This is a genomic window from Lancefieldella rimae ATCC 49626, assembly GCF_000174015.1.
Lineage (GTDB): Bacteria > Actinomycetota > Coriobacteriia > Coriobacteriales > Atopobiaceae > Lancefieldella > Lancefieldella rimae.
In genome coordinates, this window is sequence record NZ_ACFE01000003.1 from 106,741 (window position 1) to 129,794 (window position 23,054).

The following is a 23,054-nucleotide window of genomic DNA, read 5'->3' on the forward strand; positions in this document are numbered from 1 at the left end:
GTATGCGTACCAGGCCCTGGAATATCCTTTATATCCTTACCCCGCCAAATAAGAAACAAGTACAACAAAGACTATAGGGAAAATAATAAGACCCACAATAATTACCCAAACAGCTGGTCGTGCAAAGTTCATAGTCCATCCAACACCAAATCGTTTTGGTAAAAAGATGCTTGCATCTTCACGGTTAAAATAAAAGACGCCAAGTTTCCAATGTCTATCCTCATCTGATAGATCATTCTCATTGTAGTCTAACTTCCTAAATACTCGCGAACCTGACTGACCATAGACAGCTGAAAGTACCAAAATACCAACGACGGTAATCACAACAAAAATTTCAGCGATAAATCCCACTTGTCCAAGACTAATACACCCTGCTGATGAAAGAACAATCAAAACACCAAGACCACCGCTTATAAGTAAGCCTATTATGAAAAGGAATATGCTCTGAGCACGAGCAAAAACTCCATATGAAAATGCAGAAGTAGCTGGCTCACTAGGATCAACCGCATGTTTTGAATGCACAATCATCCAATGAGAAAAGATAAAGCACGCCGCCATGAAGACTTCAAATGCAACAGGGAACCCAAGGGCACTACCAAACGTTTTTGGCGTGTAGCTATCAACCGTTCCTGTGAAATCAGCGTGCATAGGCAACATATCAGGCATGCTCGGATAAAGAACGAATCCCAAGCAAACTGTTCCCAAAATAATAGGAATATACATAAGGTTCCATCTTAAAGAAATCGGATTCGGGAAGTCTTTTTCGACAACACTAGCAGTCATCTTATGTTGCTCGAAATCCCAACCTTCAGATTTCTTAAGGGCTACTACCTTAGAACGGGCATGCAACATCAACACAAAAGAGACAATTGCAGGAATCACTAAAGCACTATATAGAAGAGTTAAGCCAGCTATAGTTTGATTAGTTGTTAGTAACTTCCCTGCTATTACAGAAGAAATGGTTGCTAGTATTGTTGTAAGAAGCATTTCTACAACATAGCGTTTCTTTAAAGAAATCATACGTGAATCTTTTTGAGCAGAAACTGGTACCGTCACAGCAAAACACTCGTTATGTCGTGTTATATACGGAATGAAAGCAAGAAATAATCCAACTACAAACGTTACTATTGTCTGTGCACTAATTGAAATGATGTTCATTACCAGTGCGCCCCCCCTTAGACAAACGCATACTTAGCTTGTGTATGTGCAATCTCTAGAAATGACTCCTTAGTTCCCCCTTGAGCACGATGTTCTAAAGCGAGCTGTTGGAGCTTTTCTGCAAGTTCTTCTGAATTTATTGCAATACGCTCAGGCGTAGCAGTTTGCTTAAAATCTGCCACAATTGCGCCTGAACGTCCCCGCATAAAAAGATATCCCTCATCCCTTAATACGGCATATGCCTTATTTACCGTATGAATATTTATGCCAAGGTCACTTGCAAGTGAGCATACACTCGGGAGCCTATCTGTAGGACACAATTCACCCTGCCCAATGGCTGCAACGATTTGATTGCGAATCTGCTGGTAAACAGGTGTTCGATCCATCTGATCAATACGTATAATCACACAATCCTCTTCCCTTTTATATCAAATAGGGTAATAGTCTGCATGTTCTATCAATTTAGCTTATTTTACCATATTTGTTATAGAACAGATATAACAAATATGAAATAGTACTATACAACAAGTAAGAGTTCTTTAATGAGACTTCATTAAAGAACATCTATCTCATTATTTCCAAAAATGCTAAGCGTAGGATTGCAATCAATACATCTAGTTATCTAATAAAGACTATTGATTCGGTATCATAAGCAATTAAAATAACCTAAAAAGGAGGAAAATAATGAAGAAGAACGAAGTCATTTTAAAAAGACAGTCTACTCGGATATATTTTAAAAATGGTGATACGGATTTCTTCTTTAATTGGTTGTTGGGAATTGGTGAAGTTTTTGGCTTTTCTCACGGAGAACTTTACTTTCTTACTCAAAAGCTAGGAAAATCACCAAAACCTGATGACTGGAAAAATATCTTCTTATCACATGGAAACTATCTTAAACAAAAAGCAAGCAATTCAGATTTAAGTGAACAAACAAAAGCTCAGTATTATCTAGCACAAACCTATTCCCTTCGTTCGGCAATCCAGTTTATAAATCCATTTTCTGATGAATACTTGTCTACCGTTCACCAAATGGAGCAAGCGTTTTCTAACGCAATTCATTCGCTAGGTGCACCAATTGAAAAACTAACCATTACTTATCAAGATTCCTATTTGCCTGGTTACTATCTTCACACCGGCGATGATTGTCCAACACTGATTATGATTGGCGGCGGTGATACTTATCGTGAAGACTTATTTTACTTTGCAGGATATCCTGGATGGATACGAAAATATAATGTTCTAATGGTTGACCTTCCTGGTCAAGGGAGCAACCCTAGTAGAGGGCTAGTCTTTGATGTGGATGCCTCTGCTCCAATTTCGCTATGCATAGACTGGTTGGAAAATAGAAATTCTAAGCTGAATTACCTAGCTATTTATGGTGTCAGTGGAGGAGGGTATTTTACTGCGCAAGCCGTTGAAAAAGATCTAAGAATTCATGCTTGGATTGCTAGTACACCCATTTACGACGTTGCAGAAGTGTTCAGAAAAGAATTTGGATCAAGCTTAAAAACTCCCAGTTGGTTAATGAATACCATTTTAAAGTTAGCTGGAAATTTAAACGAATCTGCAAATTTAAACCTTAAAAAATATTCTTGGCAGTTTGGCACCTCTGATTTTAAGAACGCTATCGATGAGGTGTTCGACCGTGCAAAGATTGTAGATTATCAAAAGATTCAATGTCCTTGCCTGTTTATTATGGGAGAAGGTGAAAGTGCTGAATTACAACACCAAACTAAGGTAATCTATGAAGCGCTTAGATTCAAAAACCCACAAACGAAAATTCAAGTATTTGAAGCGGAAAGTGGTGCAGACGCTCATTGTCAAGTTAACAATTTGAGACTTGCCCATAATGTCGTTTTTGATTGGTTGGACACTTTATTTAAATGAAATTGACTCACTATAGTATAAATATCATAAAACTTATCTTTTTATCAAAGAATCTTACTCACGTAATACACAGCAAAGGAATGCAATGAAACTCTTTCTCACATCCTACTTAGCAGGTACAAAAGAACTTGTTCAGAACTTCCTCACCCAAAATGATGTACAGGAAATCTTATTCATTCCTACAGCCGCTAATGTAGAAGAATACCGAGACTATGTTGATGAGGGAATAGCAGCACTGAAAGAAAGCGGCTATGACGTAGCCATCCTTGACGTCGCAACAACTCCACATAACAAGAGTATGCAAGCCATTCAAAACTCCGGATGCCTATGCATATCCGGTGGAAATACCTTCTATCTTTTACAAGAACTGAAAAGAAACGGTCTTCTCGACCTTATCAAACAAAAGATCCAAGACGACATGCTCTATATTGGTGAATCTGCAGGAGCGATAATTGCTTGTCCAGATATCTCGTATAATCAAATCATGGATGACAAGACAATTGCTACAGAGCTCACAAACTACTCAGGCATGGGACTTGTAGACTATTATGTCCTCCCCCATAATGGCGAGTTTCCTTTTGTTGAAACAACTGCTCAAACAATCAAAGTCTATGGCGAGAAGATCAATTTGATTCCGCTAAATAACTCACAAGCAATCATTGTTGAAAATGGAGTCTCCTCTACACTAACAGAGCCCTTATAGGTCTAAATACCTGCAAACACGCATATAATTAACTCCATTACTATCTCAATTCAAAAATCCAAAATACTCCTTGACATTTAAGTTAACGTTGTTAACATATTACTCGCCGGTATAAGTTAACAGTGTTAACTTATTGAAAAGAAACATCTGATGACGAAAGCAATAAACCGTTATCAGCAGTACTAAAAGGAGTTTTTGTGTCTGACGTAAAGAAAGGCTCCCCCGCCCTGCAACTCAGCGCGGTACAAAAGAGCTATGGAGACCACCATGTACTTTGTGGAGTAGACCTCAAAGTTATGCCCGGTCAAATACTTGGTCTTCTCGGCAAAAACGGAGCTGGAAAATCAACCTTAATTGAAATACTCTGCGGACTTAGGCAAGCAGATTCCGGATTAATCTCCGTCTGTGGAATGGATCCTACAAAAGAATCGGTAGGTCATCTTATTGGATACGCTCCGCAAGACCTTGGAATCTACCCTGACCTTACCGTCATAGAAAACCTTACGTACTACGGACAGCTTGAAGGACTTTCTCGCAAACGCTCGTTTACACGAGCAGAAGAGGTGATGGAGCTGTTAGGACTTACAAGCGAGAAAACCAAGCGGGCCCGTCATCTATCCGGTGGACAAAAAAGAAGGCTGCACTCAGGTATGGCCATCATGCACGAACCAAAGGTTATCTTTATGGATGAGCCAACGGTGGGAGCTGATGTTGAAGCGCGTAGCCGCATTTTGCACACCATGCAATCACTTGCCAAAAACGGTGCAGCAATCATTTACACCTCCCACTACCTAGCTGAGTTTGAAGAACTTGGTGCTGATATTGCAATCATACATAACGGTCACATTACAGCAGAAGGCTCGCTTGAAAAGATTATTGCCAACTACGCACGTAGCTCAATCAGTCTGCAATTCTCACAACCTGTTCCTTCTATTGACGGTTGGCAAAGCAACGGCGTGAAACTTTTGCGAGAAAACAATGCAAACGATGCAGGAAGCGCCATTGCTGATCTTCTCGCCAATCCTGCTTTAAGAGAAAACACCCTAGAAAACGTACACATATCACAGGCAAGCCTTCAAAGCGCATATTTATCGATTGTTGGAGAGGAGACAAATCATGACAACGCTTAAGAAATTTGCAGCAGTCGTACGACTCAATATTCGCCTCCAACTGATGGACCCAACTCCTACGCTCATTCTGAGCATCTTCCCTCTTGTTATGATTCCTTTTATGGAGCCTGCTTTTAAATCTATGCTTTTAGCCGATGGTTATACCAACGTCACAGGAGTAGAGCAAGCAATACCTGGTATGGCTATATTTTTCTCTTTCCTCTCAGTTCAAACTATCATTCAATCTTTCTTCCGTGAATATGCTTGGGGTATGTGGCCTCGTCTGGAAGCATCCTCAACTCCTCAAGGCGCAATTCTTGCAGGAAAAGCGTTTGTCGCTTACCTCATACAAGCTGTCCAAGTTCTTACCGTTCTTGGTCTTGGCGCACTAATTTTTGGGTATCGACCAACCGGAAATGTTGGGGCACTTATCCTAGTAATCCTTGCATTCTCTGCAGTTCTTGCTGCTTTAGGTGTAGCGCTTGCTCTTTGGACGCCCACAGAAGACATTGCTTTGTCTCTTTCTAACATCGTAGGTATGCTTGCCGCAGGAATCGGTGGATCCTTCTGTACAGTTTCAAGCTTTCCAGACTGGGCTCAATCCGTGGCAAAATTCTCACCAGCTTACTGGGCTCTTAATGCAGTTCATGCAGTCAGTTTAGATGGTGCTGGTGTAGCTGACGTATTGCCTCAAGTTGGCATGCTTGGGGTATTCTTTGTAATTCTTGCGATACTTGTGGTGATACAATTTACGCTTAAGAAAGGTCAACGATCCCGTTAAATAAGGAAGAGGACAGGTGCCTAGTAAGTCGCTTAAGAGTCCAGCTGAAAGTTCCGCAAAGAGCGCTACAAAAAGCTCGACTAAAAGTTCATCCAAGAGCCGCACGCTTTCAAAGAAAAAGATTTTCTCGACAGCACTTGCTCTTGTAGACGAAAAGGGCCTGTCCTCTCTTTCTCTTCGAGCGCTTGGGCAACGTCTTGGTGTTTCCCAAGCTGCTTTTTATCGGCATGTACCAAACAAGTCTGCACTGCTTGAAGGCGTCTCTGAAGAGGTGCTGAGACGTGCTCTGGAAAGTTTTATCTCTGGTATTGAGTGTAATACAGAAGTTTATAGTCAAATGAGCTGGCAGAACTACTTACGTGCTTATGCGGTATCATTACATGACACGCTTCTACAGCATCCAAATGCCATTATGTTAGTGCTTACTCACCCGATTTCTACTCCTGGGCAGCTCTCGCTTTTTGCTAAGATGCTCGCAAATCTCTCTAAAACTGGTTTTTCTGCACCTTTGGATATGCTTGGAATTGCAACCGCTGTTACGGTATATACCACAGGTTTTTCTGCTTCGGAAGCTGTGCCTCCTGTAGGAAACACCTCAGAAGAAGATGCTCCTAGTCTCTCTGAAGCAATTGAATCTCTGCCGGCTGATGAGCTTGATTCGCTCAGTATGCTCATTGGAGACATAATGAAAGGTAAGTGGGACTTCAGCACCCAATTTGAAAGAGGGCTTGACGCCCTTCTCCAAGGGTGGAAATAGCAGCGTTTTCTCTAAAGCTTACAACGTCTTATCAATCCTTTCACATAAGTCGTACGACTTTTGTGAAAGTCTCGCACATTTCTCGTACGACTTTTGTGCGTATAGGATTCTCATGCTCGCTAACACTTAGCTTAACTAGAACTATATTACGAGCTTCTCGCCTCTTATATATTTAGTAGCCGCTGCCCATTAAGATCGACTCTTTATGCACAGTGCTCCCTAACTAAATCACTATTTAGATTTTGAGAACCACGGAATGCAACGATTGACTCGCTTGCAGTAATCTCTATATTCATCACCAAATCGCTCTAGTAACCATTTTTCTTCCGTTGCTCGCATCATTATGGTCAATAGAGCCCAATATAAAATCGGCAGTGGAAGCAAATAGAGATTGCTATAAATCAGCAAAACACCAGTAAGAACAAAGGCGAATGCAGAGTAAATGGGATTACGCACCACTGAATATACGCCCGTAGTTATCAATTTATTCGCAATAATATTGTCCTGAAGTTTTTCTTTAATTGCGGCCAAAACCCAAAGCCAAATACCCACCGCAAAAAAGATTGTTCCTGCAGTATGAAGCACCGCAATGGTCGCCCGAATACGAAGGTAAGGCAAAACCCCCATCTGAGATAATACAATGCAAGTCGTGGTCAGAACTACAATGGTAATCACATATGCAGGTCCAGCTCCAAGCACGGGGAGATGATCCTTCTTGTCTTTTTGAGGTGTCATAGCCTTAACTCCACTCAATATATTGTAATGTTAGTATTATCTAACTGTACGCAAGTAAGTATACCGCACACACAAGATCCTTCGTATTGAGTAGATACGCAGAACACCGTCGTTCGTATTGATTTGTAAATATCTGGTTCAATAAGCCCGGCGTCTACCTTTTGACCAGTCTATACGAATCTAAAATTATTGAATTTGCTAGATTTGTTGTAACATATTGACTGTTAAAAAGCTTATTTTGCTTTAATAGTGCACCCCTCCCCTGAAAGGATGCTCAATGAAACAACGTCGGTTGGTGCTGGCACTTGTACTTGTCTTTGTACTTTCTTCTGGCACTGTATTTACTGCTTGTTCTACAAAAACCCCTGAACCATCTGCTGAAGAGATTGCGGCTCAGAAAGCAGAAGAAGAGAAGAAAGCTGCAATGGCTCCATTCGTAGGCATTTGGGAAGCTAAGTCCATCAACGACCCGGATCAGGGAGACATTGTTGAGAGCGTTTATCCAACTGCAAGAGATACATATAAGGCAATTTATGGTTACGATTTTGCTGAAGACGGTACCGGTTTGTTTATTCGCCTTGGTGCTCAAAAGCCATTTACTTGGTCTGTCGATGCTGACGGTAAACTTACAATAACGCTTGCAGGAAACGCCGGAAGCTACACTGCAGCCGTAGATTCCAGTACAGGTCAGATGACCATTGAAGGTTCCGATGGATCAAAGGCTGTTCTTACGCAGGTGACTAAAATATCTGGTGATTATTCGAGTTTGAAATATAAACCTTTTGATGCAATGGCAGATAGAGGTACTATTGGCCGTAATTTCTCTAGCAAAATTGAATCCTCTATGCGCTTTAAGCTGAAAACCGAGGTAGATAAAGTACTTGTTGATAACGATGATATTTATGTCAGGTATGTTGGCATAGCTAAAAGTCCAGACGGTTATATGGAAGGCTATGTCTTTGAGATTATAAATAAGTCTGATACATGGATTGCTTGCAATTTTCAATTAGATAATTCAGATAACACGCTCTGGTCCTATGATTCTAACTATCTGGAGCGTGGTGAGAGAGTCTATGCCTTTGTTATTAACAACTCCAATAAAAAAATACCTCTTGCCGATCTTACCAAAGCTGAAGGAGTTATCGAGTATTACCACATCAAAGATGGTAAAAGTTTAGAAGATAACAAGAAACAAGATATCGACTTGGCAATTACTCAGGACAAATAATTCTAGATTATTATTTGTATAGTAAACATGTTATAGACATCGTCCACAGCAAGATAGTATCTATTTCGTATAGGAAGTTCTTGGCGCTTGCACATTACAATTTGTTGATAGTGCCGGAGAGATAGGCTACTATGCTTAACACATATACTGATGCTTTAATATGTCGTAATGTTTACCTGTTATTGTAGAGTGTGTTCGATTACTTAATCAACAAAGAACCAACGATCAAAAAGGTGATATAGTGCACCTGTAGCGTAGTGATGTTTTAAGGACGTAGATATCTTATGGAGTTAAAAGGTCAGCCTTTTGATTACATGCAATACATTTATAGCTTTGTCCAAAAGCCCATTATTAGAGGATGTATTCGTTTTAATGGGCAATTGCAGGATAGTAAGTTAAGACATGCAATAAAGGCATTGACTTCAATTTATCCAATTTTACTGTGTAGGTATAATGTTCAAAAGAGAACATGGATTGCAAACCCCAATACTTCGTATGAGGATTTATTAACAATCATACATGCTAAAAATGATTTCTCGACTTTCAAAAGTAATCCATTATTAGAATCACTTGAAATTGGAATTGATGCACCTCTAAGAATTTACTGGATATGCGGCGAGAAAAAAGACTCTCTTTGTATAATCGCAAGTCATCTACTTTGTGATGGAAGGGGATTTGAACAGATATTATATCTTTTAGCTGAGTTCTACTCGAATACAGAAACAAGAGTGCAAATAAATAAAGATAGAAGTTTCTCCCAGGTAATTAATGGATTTACTACATTGCAAAAAATAAAAATTATATGTTCAAAAACGCAAGAACATAGTAACGAAAAGCTACATTTACCGCTCACTGAGAGTAGCCAAAAGCCAAACCTTATAACTAAGCAAATTGATATATCCAAATTAGAACAATATCGTTCTTGTATAGATGAATATAGACCTAGCATAAATGATATTTTGCTTTCAGCATATATGCTAACGTTGCATGAGATGTTTCAATGGGATGACATTATCATTCCATGCCCAGTTGACCTCCGTAGATTTAACGCAGATGCAAGTAACTCTATCTGCAATTTGACGGGAAATTACTACTGTCGTATCAAGTTTAATAAAAATAGTACCTTTGAAGAAATCTGTCGTGAAATCTCTGCACAGATGCATATACAAAAGAACAATAGTTTTTGTCTTAAAGAACCACTGTTGTTACATATCTTAGACCATGGACTTCCTCCTTCAATTGTAAAAGAAATACTTTCTAAAGTGATTTCTGTTCCTATGACTTCATATACAAATTTAGGAAAAATAGATGAAAAACGTCTCGTATTTCAAGAGATTCCTATTTCGGATGCTTTCATTGTTACTGCAGATAAACCAGTGCCATATTTTCAGCTTGCTGCGTCTACGTATAGAGACAAATGCACTTTATCGGCCTGCACATACGCAAGTGGAAAAAGTTTTGATTTGCTTTGTTCTATTGTGAATAATATTCGCAATATGATTGAAGATTTATAATCTAAAAGTGTAGCGAATAGTATTCTATTATACACATAAGCGTTCTAACTGCTTGTTTGTATTCGGTAATGTTCGCAATTTCCCACTAAAACCGATACTTAGGACGCGCTTGGGACATGAAAATACCCCCTCTCGTGGCAGCGAGAGGGGGTTTATTTGAGGAAAGTTTGCCCCCAAAAATCAACAGTTACAGTATACCACTTGAGCCTTAGTGCAATGCCGTTAAGCGTCCTTGGGCGTCTGTGTCAGCCTGTACCGTGCTATCAGACAGTACCGAGCCATCCTCAGCTACGGCGTATGCGTGGCCGTCCAGCACATGTACACCCTTGTCTAAGAGATTGCCATTTTCTCCGGCAAGATACATCTTGCCGTCAACCTCAAAAAGACCGGTAGCCATAGCTCCCATAGGAGCGCCCGCGTCTGGCTTGAGGTAATAGCGATACTTACCGACATCCTGCCAGCCAATAGCCATAGAGCACTCGTAGCCGTCATCAGTTTCGCGGAGGTAGTACCAGTTATTACTGTTAAAGAACCAGCCTTTGCGGGCGTAGCCGTCCTTATCAAAAGCATACCAATAGCCATCGATAAATGCCCAGCAGTCGTAGTACCACGTCGTAGAGCTTAGTGCATACCACCAGCCGTGTGTGTTGTGTACCCAGTGCGGCGTAAATGCAGTGTCATTACCACCTGCGATTCTAGCCCAGCCAGCAGGCTCGATTTGCGCCACATTAAGGTCGCATCGACCGCCTGAGCTTGAGAATTGCCAGATGGTCCAATCTTGCCATGCGCCGGTATTGTAGATCATCTCCGGAAGTTCCCACGAGAAGCGATTGTCGGGATATCCTGCAATCCAAAGCGCACAATCACTCGCGCACGACGCCACGTGTGGGCGTCCTGCCGGATAGGTATATACCACTGGCCATATACCGGTACGCTCGTGCACTCGGTCCACAAAGCGACGCGGCCATGTAGTAGAGCCCCATGCGTCGTTATCGGTGGTCTCCCAGTCAAGCGCCAAAAGAGCACGACCAATGTAGCCACTAACACGGTCGAGGAAAGCGTCAGCTTCAGCTGCGGGGTCTCCGCCGTCGGCATAGTGGTAGACCCCGATAAGCTTACCGTCTGCAAGTGCTCGCTCAAGCTGAGCCGTCATATACGAGTTCATCGGTCGTGTGCCTTGTGTGGCCTTAGCAATCACGAAATCAGAGCCGCTGTAAGCGGTCTCCACAAAGCTACTGTCGTAGGTACCGCCACTTATGGACTGGTAGCCGGATACGTCAATTCCTTTAAGCATTGCCGCCCTCCATAGCAGTATGAGTGGGCTTCTCGCTTGGCTTTGTATAGGTCATAGCTCGGGCAGAGTCGCCGAGACCCTGCGTAGTTGGATCATTGACGATGCCTAGGATGGAAAGCACCGCAAAAGCGGCGTTGATAATGTCTGCAATCTGGCGATTGAGCACGACGAAATCCCACTTATAGCCAAAGGGTGCCGCACATACCTGCGCAAGCAAAAGTACGGCCGGCACGATTGCCAGCCAAAAAGCTTTGTTCTTCATACGTACGGTTACGTTAATCATCTTTAATCTCCTTTACTGACCGATTAACTTTGTAATTGCAAACGTCACGACTGCTGTGACGATAATGCTAATGACGGTTTTAACGGTGTCATTCCACCGCTGAGCGGGTAGCTCTGTCAGGCTATTAACCTTTAGTAAGACCTCACCAACCTTCGTGTTGATGTTGTCTAGTTTTTCATCGTGCCGGATGTATACCTCGCGGAGTGCTCGCAGTTCCTTCTCGTGGTCGTCAACGGTTGACTGGATTCGGATGACCTCACCTCGCAAGGCGCTGAGGTCAGCTTCGAGCTTGTCTATATTCGTCTCCATATACTCACCTCCCCTATGCGAAAGCCTTAGGCATGACGAACGCCAGCCCTGAGCAGTAGCCCCGCGCCGAGTTGTATATCCATATGTCCCCGTAGGAGCCGCCTACGCCATCAACCCATACGCCAGCAGTGCCTTCTGCTTGCTGTGTTGCGAGTACGACGTAGTTGCTGTCAGCCGGACGCCACTTCTCCGGAAGCTTTTCGACGGTATGTACGCCGGAGTATCCGGCCGGGACATACACATCTAAGAGCAGAAAACCACCATAGATGCGCCACTTGACATACGCTTTTGGTATGACATTTGAGCCGTCTGTGACTCTCATAGTTACCCATGGCGTGACAGTGAGAAGATTGATTAGATGCTTATGTGTACCCGTGGCACTTGATAGTACATTTTCGTTCGCTATATATGCCACTTCATACCCTTGTGGCTTAATGAAGACCTCTATGCCTCGATTAATCTCGCTCTCAATCGCTGCAAATTTTAGAACGCTTGACATAGTCGTATATGAGTAGTGCGGATTAAACGAAAATGACTCTCCCGTAAAAACTGCATCTTGTATAACGCCAATATCAGGATTATTTTCACGCTTAACATTAAGGTTAAAAGCAGAATCAACCATTGATATTTCTGCTTCTGTCGCTCCTTTAGCAAGAGCCACAGTGTTTTGAGCAATCGTAGCAATCTCTTTTGCGCCGCTCATCACGTGTAAACCTTGTGCATCAATCGTCGTGTGGGCGGCTGCCTTGCTCCCGACATGAGCACCTTCAGCATCGGTCGAAAAGGCGTTGCTGAGCTTATCTACTGCTTGCTTAGCAGCTGTGGCTGTCTCTTCTGCTTGTGTGGCAACTGTACCGGCTGCACTGGCCATTTGCTTCGCTTCTGTTGCCTTACCGTCTACAGCTGCAGCTTGCGTGGCTGCAGTCTTGGCTTGTGTCTTAGCGTCATGTGCTTCTTGGCCAGCTGCGTCTGCGGTCTTTTTAGCTTCCGTGGCTGCTGCTTTAGCCGCTGCAACATCAGATACAACCGTCGTAACGGCTTGTGCTGCCTTCTCGGCCTTGGTACTTACCTCTTCCACCTTAGACGCTGCGGCATCCGCCTTCTTAGCCGCCGTAGTGACTTGCTCTTCAACCTTAACGACGGTCTTCTTAGCTTCCTCGGCAGTCGTGGTTGCTTTGACCGCACGGTCATCTACCTCTGCCACCTTAATAGTGGTTTTCTTAGCATCTTCCGCGATAGTTCGCGTGGACGCTGAGAGTGCTGTGACGCGGCGTTGCTGAGCGTCTGCGTCGTCTTGCGCTGTCGTACCTTCCTTAGTGAGGGTAGATGCAATGGCACCGAACTTGTATTTGCTGTGAGTGGGGTCACAGATATCAATCGTACGGCCCACGCAAAGCATCATGCGAGACAGTTCGTGTGGCTTGCTTTTGACACTTACGCGTTCAAGGAAGTTAATGGGTCGAATGCTCTTATCTGCATAGTGCAGGTCAAAAGCCGACACTTCGATAGCATCATCAAAGCGCGCTGCTGCAAGCTCTGCCATAGCCTTCTCGGCGAGCTGCTTTTTGTCAGAAATATCGTGATACTGGATAGTCTTTTCGATAACTCCATAGCGCTCTGCTTTAGCCTTATCGACGATGGCATCACCAAGGATATAGTAGTCGGGACTGACGGCTACATACACACCGTCTTGCTCCCCGTCATCGATCGTGACATCGTGCTCATGCTCTCCTTCGCCGGCTTTGCCTACCGGCACAATGGCGGTAAAGAGATCCTTGCCATCGGTCCCAGTTGAAAGATCTAAGAGATTTTGTCCGAGCTCTACGGCCTGTGTAGACTCCGCAGCACCGCGAGAAGGTAGCCAATCGACAAGAGAGCCGTAGTCATCATATCGCACGCGGAAATAGCCCCCACAGAGCTTTGTAAGCTTATCGCGCATCTCTTTAATTGTGGTTGGACGGCTCCCGGTACCACGGCTCAGACGTCCGTAGTTTATGCCGGCATTGATACCGACACGGAAGCGCTTACAGCGGTTAGCGACGTGCGTGTTGTGCTGGTCGATAAACCAAAGAAAAAGCTTGTCGGCTTCTGCTGGCGCATTGATGGGACAATCAATCTCAGTCGTGTCGTAGGTCTTATAAGGCCGCACGGTCGTGTCATTGAGATATGCGAGTGACCCCTCGCAGACTATTTTCTTCGCACCATCCATGGGCATAGACACCGAGCGCACACGGCCACGAAAAAGTACCTCGCCGCTCTCGACTTCTTTTAACTCCACTTCACGCTCAATGGCCATAACTGCATCATGGCCAAAAGCAGACCAGAGTGGGTGTGTGGGTGCGATCTTAAAAGTAAGAGTCGGGGACTGTCCCGACTCTTCTTTTAGTTCTGCGCTTAAAATCTGTGTATCAGTACGCGGATTGTGGAGTACCTGTCCCGCGTAGTTCATGGCATACATTTACGCCGTCCTCTCCCACATGAAGACCGAACGAAAAGGTGGCATGTTGTTATGCGGCTGGTTGCCACCGGTCGCGTCTACTCTAAAGCGGTAGTTTGTTACATCGCCACTGGAGTATGCCGTCCATTGGTTACCACTGCCCCAAGTATTGCCATAGAGCATTGAAGTATCGTGGTTGTGCGAAGGCATCTCAGCCACAGTAAGCGTGTGCTCTTCCTCGCCGCCGGTAGAGCCTACGGGATGCTTCTGACTTTGAGCCAGCAAAAAGACGCCATTGATAGGCGACCATGTACCGCCGAGGAAGGTGCTAGGGTCGGTTGGCTTGGTAGACTGGTAGATGCTGCCTACCGGCCACATGGCATCGAGCAGGTCGAAGTTCTTAGCGATATCCTTGATGCTCTGCTGGATTTCGTCTGTTACGTCGGGCTTTGTTAAGCCCATATTCTTGGTTTTCGATGACATTAGATGTCCTTCCACTCAAATGTAAGTTTTACGTCGTTACCTTCGTGGGCTTCCGTATCGCCTACATAGATGTTTTCACGCCATGTACCGTGTAGCTGGTCCCATGTCCTTACTTGGAGCTCGGACCATTTAAGAGATTTCAGGCGATTAGTACCGGCTCGCACGAGATAGCCTAGGCGGAAGCCTGCGTACTTATCCCATGTATCACCTGTATAGTCCGTCCATACAGCTTTGCCATAATCGAGCGTTGTGTTTACATGGACGATGTTCTTTCCATGGTGCAAAACCATGTCTTCGTTCGTCCATGTGCCCGGCTCGAAAACAAAGCTTTGGCCGTTTAGGTTGATGATGGTGGGAGACGTGCATGTGACGATAGGTACCGTCTCTTTTGCCGGACCATTAAGCGTATAAGTCTTGCCGAGTTCGCCGTTAAGGAGATACTCGATGATGCCTTTTGACTTGTACGGTTCGCAGGTAATTTGCAGTTTGATTTCTACTGTTTGGTCATAGAGCTTCTGCGTAGCAACGCTGAAGCGCCCCGTATAGGTGTAGTCAGCGTCCCACGATGGGACGAAGCTAAAACGCCGACCATGTAAGAAGTTACGAAAGCGCGTCAAGCAATCCTCGATATCCAGCCAATTAAAAGTCTCGACCGGATACAAGATGCACTCTATCGTTCGGTCATTGTAGACAGGAGCGCCTGTAAGCCACTCTGACAAGTCTAAAGTGCCATCACGCCCCGGTATAGCCACCTTAGCCGTTTTGAGTGCTGGCGGCTTGTCAGAGTAGCTGTCAAGCACAAGCCCATACGTCTCACACAGTGGCGTACCGTCTACTGTAAGTTCATATCCCTCATACTTCATCGGCTTGCCACCACCTTATACTCTCCAAGACGTTTATCAATCTCCGGAGCGATAACTCCACCGACCGTTTCCCCATCCATATAGAGCTTCATATTCCGCACGTCTTCGCGTAGAGCTCGCACCTCCTCAACGAGAGTTATTGTCCCTGTGTCATCCACTGACACCGCATCGGCGATATAGCCTTTCAGCGTATCGATAGGCGCAACGGCTTCCGGACCTGCTTCTCCGCCAACCATGGCATTAGACCCATTCATGCCGAAGATAGTCGGCTGCGTGAGCACAGCACCTTTTGAGTACCATTCAATATCAAGATGCGGGACTGATGGTGGAGCGATCGAGAAACTTCCGGAAATATGGAAATGCGGAAGCTTGATTTTTGGAAATTCGATATGCAGTCCACGGAAGAAATTAGCAATGGCGTTTAGACCATTCGAGACAGTGTTTTTCGCATTGCCCATGATATTGCCAATGGTGTTCGCAATGCCGGAAAAGATACTTGATACCGTACTGGCGACACCATTCAGGATGTTTGAAAAGGCGCTTTCGATGCCATTAAGCACGCCTGTTATTGCGCCTAGAATGCCGTTCATGATGCCGCGCAGCGCTCCGGACAGGCCATTCATAATGTTTTGCGCGCCGGTTGATGCCATCTGCCAGTTGCCTGTAAAAATGCCGACAAATGTACCGACTATAGCTTGAATAACTCCGATAACCGCTTGGATGATGCCGGAAATAGCCGTCATAGCGCCTGTGATGACAGACGATGCTACTGTAAAGGCTGTGCCAAGCGCGGTACCGACGAAGTTAGCGAGCATCTGAAGCTGCGCAAGCACGACACCGCCGATAACTCCCGCGATGCCGAGAAGAATTTGCCCAACCACCTGTATTGCTGGCCACGCCATTTCAAATGCTGGAATGACGGTGCCTGTAATGAGATCTCCAACTGTCGCGAACGCATCGCTAAACATCTGTATAGCTGGTTGTACCGCATCGAATACCGGCGCAAAGGTCGATGTAAACCAGTCAACGACTACTTGTAGGCCGTTCTGGAAGGTCTCGCCTGCACCCTGTGCACTTGTCAGCCAATCGATAAATGGCGCTATGAAATCTACTGCGCTAGAAAAAGCATCGGCAATTACGTCAATAGCGCCTGTGATATATGGTGCTGCCGTCTGCGCGAAGTTTGCCGCCGCATCAGCTACGGCAGCAAGAACATTAGCAATACCACCAATGGCAGATGATACAACTCCCGTATCGTAGAGCCTGCCAAGCACATCAGCGATACCTTGCAGGGCTGCTACAACGATACCTCCGGCCACATCACCAATTTTCTGAAAAGACTCCCAAAGAGACTGCAGAGCCGGGCCACACGCAGACGCAATATCTGAGCCTATAGCACCAAGTACAGAGCCAATCTCACCAAGCGCATTCTGCACATCGGTATTCGTGGCTGCAAGCGCAAGAAAAGCCGCTACAGCGATACCTACGGGGCCAGAGAGTGCCGACAGACCACCGGACAAAGGTCCGAGCATACCGGAGAGTACAGGTATGTGCGCAATGACACCGGCAAGCGCGGCCGGACCCTTAAGAGCCACAAAGCCAGCAATTACCGGAGCGAGTGCAGGCATAACGGGACCGATTGCCTTGGTAATGCCATCAATCGCCGGAGCAAGCTGTTTGAACACTCCAACAGCCGTCTGAATAACGCCGTTCATGAGAGGTTCAGTCATGCGAGACAGTGCCGCACGGACGTTTGCTGCTGCTCCTTGAAATGTGTTTCCGGAAGCCTGGGCAGAATCGCCCAAACCGACGCGCATAGCATCTGAAAATGTCTGGAAGTCAATTTGACCCTTAGACACCATATCGGAAACTTCTTCGGAAGTCTTACCAAGATAGCTACCAAGGAGCTGCAGTACCGGTACGCCCGAGCTTGTCAGCTGCAGCATGTCATCGCCCATGAGCTTGCCACGCGCAGCCACGGAACTAAAGATAGTTCCGACGCTATTAAAGTCACGTCCTGCGGCAGACGCCACATTGGCGACAGACTGCAGAGAGTTCGTCATGTCTTGGCCGGACTTAATGCCTGCTGCGGAAAGCGTAGCAGCCGTAGTAGCCGCATCGCCAAGACCGAAGGCCGTACCGCGCACAGCAGTTGTGGCCGAGTTCATGATGGACTCAATGTCTTGCACATCATGGCCAAAGCCAGCAAGCTTCTTCTTTGCGTTGTCGATAGCAAGAGCGCGGTCAAAGCCGCCTTGTACGGCAATCCCCGCAACTGCTGCGACCCCTGCGCCTGCAACATTGCCCATCACACCGACAAGCTCTGACGCATTTGTGCGTACTGCATTCCACGCTCGAGACACACCACCTACAGCCGCACTGGAGACGCTTTGCCAGCTATTCTGTGCTTTGTTTTTTAGTCTGTCCCAACTAGAGGACACGGAAGATTCCATCTTGCCGGCTTCGCTTGACGTTTGCTGCGAAGTCTTACCGACACTTTGCTTTAGCTGCTCGGTAGCCGCTCTAGCTTCTTCCATTCCTTTTACAAAACGGGAATTGTCTACCGTTATTTTTGCGTTAAGAGTGTAATCACTCACGAGGGTTTACCCCCTCTCTAAAAAAATTACGGCGTCCCTCGATCTTCTCGAGAGCCGCCATTTTTTGCATTGCTTCACCGGTGCTCATAGTGCGCGCCGGCTTGTCATAGTCGATTTCATCGAAAAGCGGAATCGGATTTGCACTCTTCTTTTGATACGCATTCGCGAGCGCATTACCTATCGCATCACGCACAGCCGAAACCGATAAAACCTCGTAATCTTCACGCGCCCGTTTTAGCAAGACGAGCTGTGAGGGTGTGAGCTCCGCAAACTGCGAAGGCAACCATCCAAAACGCACTGCCGCCCATGCCCAAAGCTTTTCTGACTCGTCTACGCCATCTTTAGGCTCTGTAGTCTGTGGCTGGCTAGGCTTCTCGCCGTGGCGTTTCCAGCGTGGACGCTTTAGGCTTTCGGGAATAAAAAAGCGCAGTCACGCTGTGCCGCGTCAACAAACATGTTGATCGCGTCAACGTATCCGCCTTCTTTTGTCTCGATAAGCTTCTCGGCAATCTCGACGCCTTTTGTGGGATTAACCCAAGCCGCGCGTCCACTTTCACGAATGCCATAGGCAAGCATCGTCACAAGTTCTCTGATGGTCGGAGAATCGCTATTAAAGACTGCCATGATGGACTTATTGCCCATTGCTGCTTCTGCCATCTCAATGCGTTTCAGCGCATAGACAATCTCATATTGGACGCCTTCAACCTCGAAGGTAGTTGGTTCTGCCATTTTTACTCCTTATACGAAAAACGGGGCGCCCTAAGGCACCCCGAATTGTTAGTTGAATAGTTACTTCGCTTACTTAGCGGCTGTGCGATTAGATGGCTTGGTAATTGCCTTAGCCTTTGCGGCTTCGTTAATGTCAAACCACGTCCACTTACCACTGCCGGAGAGCGATACAGAAGCTGTACGCACGTCATCGGATGGAGAATCGGCTTCGTACTTCGTCACGTATACAGAGCCACCACCGATAGGCGTAAAGTCCTTATCGTCGTAGAACTCCTTGACGCAAAGCGCCGTGCCCTCCTCGAAAGCTTGGCGAATTAGCTTGTCGCTCTCGGCATCCTTAACAACGATAGTGTCAACAGACACCTCAAAAGAGCGCGTAGAAGCGCGCTGGATCTTCCATGCACCTTTTACGTCCTTAGACGAGACACTTGTAGTGTCTGCGGAAAGAGAAATCTTGTGGTCCTTTTCTCCTGAGACGGCAAGTAACTTACTGCCGTCGGCGTTAAAGAGACCAAGCAATACATCCGCTCCGTTAATAGCAGCTACGCCACCTGCTCCAGTATCGCAATATGCGCCACTGTCATATGCAGTTGGAGAAACTGGTGTTCCTTCTGGCATGATATGCCCCTTTCTTTTTTATTTAATGATTAGTCCATACGAGACAGTAATCTCGAACTCAGATATCGCGTGCCATTCCCCCGTCTCATCTCGCTTGATTGTTTGCACGCCGTCATCGACTTGTCGCACGACTCTGTACGGACACGCAAGCTCTACGCGCGTGCTCATAGCTTCTGAGAGCGCATCAAGCATCTCAAAAACCTCTTCGCGAGTTTCACCAGGCTTTGAAATAGCGTGTATCTGCAGTGTAAATACGTCCAGATACATCGTCTTAGACTTGTCCGGACGCGTCGTTATCGCACCGATCGAGTAGAAAGGCGACGGCTCGTTGTTCGCGTCCGTTACACACCGAAGGCCGGTAGAGTCTTCCACCTGCGACACGACAGCTGCAATAAGCTCAGAGAGCGGCAAACGCTTTAATGTCTTTCTCACATGCCACCTTCTCTCAATAAATCTTGTATGCGTTTCTTGAGCACACGTCGCGTGGCTTCCATCTCACGAGAGAAAAAGTGCTGGCCTTCCACGAAGGGAGCCTTTAAGCGCTTACCGAGCTTCGGGACGTACTGGCCAACGTTTTGACGGTGGCCATACTCAACGTGTGGCGCGTACTCGCTCGTAAAGCCGACTTCACCCTCGCTTTTACTGACAGACTGACGAATGGAGCCGACCAGCTCACCTGTACGACGTGGAGTGATATTGCGTAGATCTTCGGCAACTTCGTTTACCGTACGCTTGATGGCTGTATCGACTCTTAGTTCTTGGAGGTCTGTCAGCTTAGCAGTGAAGTCGTCTGCATCAAGCGTGACATCAATACTCATGACACACTGCCTTTCTGTAGACGAAGCGTTAGTACGCGCCGTCGCCCGAGCTCTGACACTTGTATGACTTCATAGACACTGCTTGGTTCGGTAATCGGGAAGCGCACAAGCGAAGCTCTGAGAGCCGTTTTAAGCGGCGTAATCGTAATGAGCGTTAAATCACCTGCCTTGTAGTTGTTGCCATCGTTAGACGTAGCGAGAACCCCCACAGGACACATTCTTACACGCGCGGTTCCGAGAACTATGCGCTCTTTGATGCGATTCCCAAGCTTGTCCCGCTTGCCCGTGTCTCTAAGCTCGATAAGCTCACACATCCGCCACTTCATAGAAACCTCACTTTTGGGAGATTGGAGGTGCCCTCCGCCCTCGCCATATCAGCAAGAGCGGAGAGTTCAGCGTCATACTCAGCGAGCACATCGTCTACGAATTGCAATCCCATAGTGCCGCCTTGTCCCTCCGACTCAGACGTAATGCCTTCATCAAAGCGTCGATTGACCATCTTCACGGCTGCATCGACCACAAGGGACTCAGCAGACACAGGAAGATCAGACACACCTATGCGCATACACACACGATCGATAAGAGTCTGAATAACTTCCTTTAGCCATACATCAGATGGCATATCCTCCCAGACATCAAGGCGAGCCTTTACACGACTAAGTGCATCCATACGCCCACCCCCTTAGCTTAGGCTGCCTTAATCTCAGCCTTGACAACGCCGTCGGTAATCTCTGGGAAGATCTTGACGCCAGACATAACAAGGGTGTCGCAGGTTGCGGTCTTGGTGTCGATATTGTGGGTAATACCAACGAAGCCGGTCTTGTCGGAGGTAAGGCCGAAGGTGGAAGCAAGGTCAGAACCGTTTGCTGGGATGTAGGCCAGGTTAAGGTTCATGGCTGCAGTACCAAAGAGAGTGCCTGTCTTAACCTTGGAAGAGGTGATTGCAGTACCCAAGCCGAGGAAGTCCTTGAGGTAAGTAATGCCTGAAGCATTCTGGGTGGTTACAGTTGCAACACCGAGGTAATCAGCCACATCGAGAGGATTGACGAAGAAGACGAATGGGTTAGCTGCGTCAGTGTCAAATCCGTCATAGCCTTCAAACTTAGCAGTTAAAGAAGCCCAGAGGTTGGCCATAGTTGCCTGAAGGGTCTTGCCATTCTTTGCTGCAGCAGTAGTGGTGGAGACGCTTGCAATCAGATCGTTGCGAATGCCGTTCTGAATGGTGCCGATAAGCTGTGCGTCTGCCTCGTTGATTGCGCGGTTGCGGCCACGAAGTTGAATAGCCTCAGCGGAGGTTACGCGACGATACTTATTGAGCGGAAGCTCGATGGTCTGGTCAAGCTGGCGCTTGATGTTAGACGCTGGAATGGTATCGCCCTCGGCGACGACGCCACTCTTGACGTCCTTCATGAACTTGTATGTCTTGATGGTGCCGCCCTGAGCTACAGGGATAAGGTTGGTAATACCGAGAACCTTCTGAAGCTCCTGGATACCCTGAGTGAATCGATTGACATAGTCAATGGAAATCTCAGGAGCGATGTCGGTCTTTACGGTAAGTCCTGTTTCTGCTGGCATAGTTGCCGCCTTTCTTTAGTTAGAAAACAAATCCATGTGTTCGTGAATCGCGCGTTGACGAGCTTCCGTATCTTGGATGGCCATAATGTCATCGCGCGTCATTGCTTTGGCAGGTGTTGTAGCTTTGGGAGCCTTGCCCGCCAATCTCTCTTTAATTCCTGCTTCAACGGCAGCATTAAAGAGTTCGGAGAAAGCATCGACCGATGCTTTGGTTTCCTCGGCAGTGTCAGCAATAAGACGAGAGAGAAGCGCATCATCAACAGAGATGCCTTTTTCTTGGAGCTGCTTGCGAGACTCAGCCATCATGCCAGACACTGCATCTTTACGGCGCAAGTCGTCCAGCTCTTTTTGCAGCTGATCACGCTCGTATTCGGCTTTTTGCTGAGCGTTCATTTCCGCCAACTTAGCCGCTTCTGCGATCTTCGCTTCCTGCTGCTCCTGCCACTTAGCAAACTTCTTACCGATAAGCGCGTCTACGTCAGCGTCCGTGTACTTTGGTTGCTGTTTAGGATCGCCTTTTGTCGGTTCGGTTTGCTTGGTCGGCTCTTGCTTTGGCTCTTGCTTTGGCTCAGTCTGTGCCTGTGGCGTTGGCTCCCCGTTTGTGTTTACATCTGCCATAATTCATTTCTCCTTTTCTCCCGACATTCCCAGGCTGTCGGCGTACCTTTTCTCACGAGCTTTTAGTGACTTCCCGTCCTGGTCACGCATTAAAAAAGCGACTATCCCTAGTCGCTCTCAATACACAATTCAATAATCTTTTCCAGAACTTCATCTGTCGGACACCCCCGACAGCGCATGAGTTCGTTCTCGCCGGAGTCGACCACACATATAGTCGGCAAGTGTTCAATGTCTCGCTCCTTCGCATCGTTCGGATGCCAGCCGACATCTACCACCACATATTCGATGTCTTCCTCTGACAGTTGCGGCACAATGCGTCGAATCGTAGAGCGACAAAGCGCGCACCAATCAGCGACATAGATCATCACTTTGGGCATAGGTTCACCACCCTTCATCATCTACTATCGACTGTTTAGCCTGTGTAATGTCATAAACATTTATGTGTTCTGTGCCAGTCATCGGCTTACCAGTACAACCAAAAGTACAACCATCATCACTGTCCACATAGCACTTAGTGTCCGTACAGTAAAAACGTAAACAACCTGTAAATCCGCATTC

At 46.3% G+C, this 23,054-nt stretch carries 27 protein-coding genes; 7 read left to right on the forward strand and 20 right to left on the reverse strand.

The window, feature by feature from the left end; translation table 11 throughout:
• Positions 1-36: 36 nt before the first annotated feature.
• Together ATORI0001_RS05475 and ATORI0001_RS05480 are read right to left on the reverse strand one after the other, a co-directional pair.
• Entirely contained in the window at positions 37-1,158 is a 1,122-nt protein-coding gene (locus tag ATORI0001_RS05475; RefSeq protein WP_003150036.1) for a DUF1648 domain-containing protein, read from the reverse strand.
• A 17-nt stretch (positions 1,159-1,175) separates the two neighbouring features.
• Positions 1,176-1,565, reverse strand: coding sequence for a GntR family transcriptional regulator (locus ATORI0001_RS05480; protein ID WP_003150003.1), 390 nt, complete (start codon positions 1,563-1,565; stop codon positions 1,176-1,178).
• A gap of 277 nt (positions 1,566-1,842) precedes the next feature.
• Between ATORI0001_RS05480 and ATORI0001_RS05485 the strand changes: the two genes are divergently transcribed.
• From ATORI0001_RS05485 to ATORI0001_RS05505, 5 genes are all read left to right on the forward strand, one after another.
• Complete coding sequence (locus ATORI0001_RS05485) at positions 1,843-3,045, forward strand: alpha/beta hydrolase family protein (RefSeq protein WP_003149871.1); 1,203 nt, start codon at positions 1,843-1,845, stop codon at positions 3,043-3,045.
• Positions 3,046-3,130: 85 nt separating this feature from the next.
• On the forward strand, positions 3,131-3,748 hold the full coding sequence (locus ATORI0001_RS05490) for a Type 1 glutamine amidotransferase-like domain-containing protein (RefSeq protein ID WP_003149998.1): 618 nt from the start codon (positions 3,131-3,133) through the stop codon (positions 3,746-3,748).
• 197 nt (positions 3,749-3,945) lie between these two features.
• Positions 3,946-4,878 (forward strand): ABC transporter ATP-binding protein, encoded by a 933-nt coding sequence (locus ATORI0001_RS05495; RefSeq protein ID WP_003149727.1) that lies wholly within the window; start codon positions 3,946-3,948, stop codon positions 4,876-4,878.
• A complete protein-coding gene (locus tag ATORI0001_RS05500; protein ID WP_003149904.1) occupies positions 4,865-5,638 on the forward strand; it encodes an ABC transporter permease in 774 nt (257 codons plus the stop codon). Before ATORI0001_RS05495 ends, ATORI0001_RS05500 begins: the two co-directional genes overlap by 14 nt.
• A gap of 16 nt (positions 5,639-5,654) precedes the next feature.
• A complete protein-coding gene (locus ATORI0001_RS05505; protein ID WP_003149894.1) occupies positions 5,655-6,395 on the forward strand; it encodes a TetR/AcrR family transcriptional regulator in 741 nt (246 codons plus the stop codon).
• Between the two features lie 231 nt (positions 6,396-6,626).
• Here the strand turns inward: ATORI0001_RS05505 and ATORI0001_RS05510 are convergent, their stop codons facing one another.
• The gene (locus tag ATORI0001_RS05510) at positions 6,627-7,130 is read right to left on the reverse strand and encodes a methyltransferase family protein (RefSeq protein ID WP_003150043.1); all 504 of its coding nucleotides are present in this window, start codon (positions 7,128-7,130) and stop codon (positions 6,627-6,629) included.
• Positions 7,131-7,407: 277 nt separating this feature from the next.
• On the opposite strand from ATORI0001_RS05510, the gene ATORI0001_RS05515 reads away from it, so the two are divergent.
• The gene (locus ATORI0001_RS05515) at positions 7,408-8,358 is read left to right on the forward strand and encodes a hypothetical protein (RefSeq protein WP_003149799.1); all 951 of its coding nucleotides are present in this window, start codon (positions 7,408-7,410) and stop codon (positions 8,356-8,358) included.
• Between the two features lie 284 nt (positions 8,359-8,642).
• Entirely contained in the window at positions 8,643-9,872 is a 1,230-nt protein-coding gene (locus tag ATORI0001_RS05520; RefSeq protein ID WP_003150001.1) for a condensation domain-containing protein, read from the forward strand.
• Positions 9,873-10,080: 208 nt separating this feature from the next.
• Here ATORI0001_RS05520 and ATORI0001_RS05525 read toward each other — a convergent pair whose 3' ends face one another.
• From ATORI0001_RS05525 to ATORI0001_RS05605, 17 genes are all read right to left on the reverse strand, one after another.
• Positions 10,081-11,166 (reverse strand): GH25 family lysozyme, encoded by a 1,086-nt coding sequence (locus ATORI0001_RS05525; RefSeq protein WP_003149831.1) that lies wholly within the window; start codon positions 11,164-11,166, stop codon positions 10,081-10,083.
• Positions 11,159-11,449: a phage holin gene (locus tag ATORI0001_RS05530; RefSeq protein WP_003150076.1), complete on the reverse strand. Its 291-nt coding sequence runs from the start codon at positions 11,447-11,449 to the stop codon at positions 11,159-11,161. The genes ATORI0001_RS05525 and ATORI0001_RS05530 overlap by 8 nt, the downstream gene beginning before the upstream one ends.
• Positions 11,450-11,461: 12 nt before the next feature.
• Positions 11,462-11,758, reverse strand: coding sequence for a hypothetical protein (locus ATORI0001_RS05535; protein WP_003149879.1), 297 nt, complete (start codon positions 11,756-11,758; stop codon positions 11,462-11,464).
• Between the two features lie 13 nt (positions 11,759-11,771).
• On the reverse strand, positions 11,772-14,207 hold the full coding sequence (locus ATORI0001_RS05540) for a phage tail protein (RefSeq protein WP_244851843.1): 2,436 nt from the start codon (positions 14,205-14,207) through the stop codon (positions 11,772-11,774).
• Between the two features lie 9 nt (positions 14,208-14,216).
• Positions 14,217-14,678: a phage baseplate protein gene (locus tag ATORI0001_RS05545; protein WP_003149793.1), complete on the reverse strand. Its 462-nt coding sequence runs from the start codon at positions 14,676-14,678 to the stop codon at positions 14,217-14,219.
• On the reverse strand, positions 14,678-15,541 hold the full coding sequence (locus ATORI0001_RS05550; RefSeq protein ID WP_003150011.1) for a hypothetical protein: 864 nt from the start codon (positions 15,539-15,541) through the stop codon (positions 14,678-14,680). Before ATORI0001_RS05550 ends, ATORI0001_RS05545 begins: the two co-directional genes overlap by 1 nt.
• Positions 15,538-18,138 (reverse strand): phage tail protein, encoded by a 2,601-nt coding sequence (locus ATORI0001_RS07660; protein WP_003149810.1) that lies wholly within the window; start codon positions 18,136-18,138, stop codon positions 15,538-15,540. Before ATORI0001_RS07660 ends, ATORI0001_RS05550 begins: the two co-directional genes overlap by 4 nt.
• Positions 18,131-18,436 (reverse strand): hypothetical protein, encoded by a 306-nt coding sequence (locus tag ATORI0001_RS05560; RefSeq protein WP_003149991.1) that lies wholly within the window; start codon positions 18,434-18,436, stop codon positions 18,131-18,133. Before ATORI0001_RS05560 ends, ATORI0001_RS07660 begins: the two co-directional genes overlap by 8 nt.
• A 104-nt stretch (positions 18,437-18,540) precedes the next feature.
• Positions 18,541-18,867 carry a hypothetical protein gene (locus ATORI0001_RS05565; RefSeq protein WP_003149749.1) on the reverse strand — a complete coding sequence of 109 codons (327 nt, stop codon included), beginning with the start codon at positions 18,865-18,867 and terminating at the stop codon, positions 18,541-18,543.
• 69 nt (positions 18,868-18,936) lie between these two features.
• Entirely contained in the window at positions 18,937-19,485 is a 549-nt protein-coding gene (locus tag ATORI0001_RS05570; protein ID WP_003149977.1) for a phage major tail protein, TP901-1 family, read from the reverse strand.
• A gap of 18 nt (positions 19,486-19,503) precedes the next feature.
• A complete protein-coding gene (locus ATORI0001_RS05575; protein ID WP_003149889.1) occupies positions 19,504-19,917 on the reverse strand; it encodes a DUF5072 family protein in 414 nt (137 codons plus the stop codon).
• Positions 19,914-20,303, reverse strand: a complete 390-nt coding sequence (locus ATORI0001_RS07990; RefSeq protein WP_003150116.1) for an HK97 gp10 family phage protein — start codon at positions 20,301-20,303, stop codon at positions 19,914-19,916. Before ATORI0001_RS07990 ends, ATORI0001_RS05575 begins: the two co-directional genes overlap by 4 nt.
• On the reverse strand, positions 20,300-20,629 hold the full coding sequence (locus tag ATORI0001_RS05585; protein ID WP_040324592.1) for a hypothetical protein: 330 nt from the start codon (positions 20,627-20,629) through the stop codon (positions 20,300-20,302). Before ATORI0001_RS05585 ends, ATORI0001_RS07990 begins: the two co-directional genes overlap by 4 nt.
• Positions 20,626-20,973: a phage head-tail connector protein gene (locus tag ATORI0001_RS05590; protein WP_003150089.1), complete on the reverse strand. Its 348-nt coding sequence runs from the start codon at positions 20,971-20,973 to the stop codon at positions 20,626-20,628. Before ATORI0001_RS05590 ends, ATORI0001_RS05585 begins: the two co-directional genes overlap by 4 nt.
• A gap of 17 nt (positions 20,974-20,990) precedes the next feature.
• Entirely contained in the window at positions 20,991-21,878 is an 888-nt protein-coding gene (locus ATORI0001_RS05595; RefSeq protein ID WP_003149967.1) for a hypothetical protein, read from the reverse strand.
• A 15-nt stretch (positions 21,879-21,893) separates the two neighbouring features.
• Positions 21,894-22,496, reverse strand: a complete 603-nt coding sequence (locus ATORI0001_RS05600) for a DUF4355 domain-containing protein (protein WP_003150120.1) — start codon at positions 22,494-22,496, stop codon at positions 21,894-21,896.
• Positions 22,497-22,603: 107 nt separating this feature from the next.
• On the reverse strand, positions 22,604-22,873 hold the full coding sequence (locus ATORI0001_RS05605; RefSeq protein ID WP_003149723.1) for a thioredoxin family protein: 270 nt from the start codon (positions 22,871-22,873) through the stop codon (positions 22,604-22,606).
• Between the last annotated feature and the right edge of the window lie 181 nt (positions 22,874-23,054).